Annotated in this window: 1 protein-coding gene; it reads left to right on the forward strand. The window is 29.3% G+C overall.

Features of this window, described 5'->3' with window-relative positions; all coding sequences use genetic code 11:
- The coding region (locus tag OIF36_02665; protein MCV6599365.1) for a hypothetical protein at nt 1–937 on the forward strand (937 nt) is incomplete at its 5' end.
- Nucleotides 938–1,192: the final 255 nt, after the last annotated feature.

Consider the following 1,192-nt stretch of genomic DNA (forward strand, 5'->3'; position numbering starts at 1 on the left):
TCTACAATTTTATCTTAAGCATGGTTTAAAGTTAAAGAAGATACATAGAGCAATAAAATTTGAACAAAAAGAGATATTAAAACCTTACATTGAATTTAACACAGAGAAACGAAAGAATGCTAGAAATGATTTTGAAAAGGATATATTCAAGTTATTAAATAATGCAGTTTTTGGTAAAACAATGGAGGATAAGAGAAAGCATTTAGATTTTGAGATAGTAAGTGATGAAAGGCGGTTTATGAAATGTGTTAATAACCCATCATTTAAGCATAGTCATATCATAAACGAAAATCTTGTAGGAGTAGAAAAGCAAAAACCAAAACTAAAACTTGATAAACCTATATTCATAGGAATGAGCATTCTAGATTTGAGTAAGCAACATATGTACAAATTTTACTATGATGTTATGAAACCTAAATACGGAGACAATATTAGAATGGTATTTACTGATACTGACAGCTTCGTATTTCATACTAGAACTGATGATATATATCAAGATTTACAAGAGATATATGATGAAATGGACTTCAGTGGATATGATAAAAACCATAAATGTTATGATGCAACTAATAAGAAGGTGTTGGGTAAATTTAAGGATGAATGCGAAGGAAAAATAATGACAGGATTTATAGGACTGCGCCCTAAATGTTATGCTTTTAAAATCCATGGCGATGATAAAGAATATAAGAAGTGCAAGGGCACTGCAAAGAACACAGTAAAAAGGAAAATTAAATATGACGATTACAATAAAGTGTTAGAAACTAATGAAGTTATACATAGGTCATTCAACAGTATCAGGAGTAAAAACCATAAGATATTTAGTATTAATACTACAAAGGTAAGTTTAAACAGTTATGAAAATAAAAGGTACTGGTCAACTTCAGTAGACAGTTTAGCATATGGTCATTACAAAACACATGACTTAAAAAAAGAATAAGGGATTAATAATTAGCATTGTAACTATAGTACTATAGGTTTGCGTGGGTGAAGTGTTTGAAAATAGTCATGGTTTCAACAGTAAGGATTTAGAAGATTTTTTCAGATTAAAATTGGAAATGGAAACTAGAGAGGAGAAATACAATGAGAAGAAAAAAGAAAATGCAAAGGACGTGAAGTCGAGATATCATAAACAACATAGATAATGTAATATTTTTGTTTGGCTTAAAAATGACTGAAGGGAATATTACCTATG

This window comes from Alphaproteobacteria bacterium, assembly GCA_025800285.1.
Classification (GTDB): Bacteria; Pseudomonadota; Alphaproteobacteria; order JAOXRX01; family JAOXRX01; genus JAOXRX01.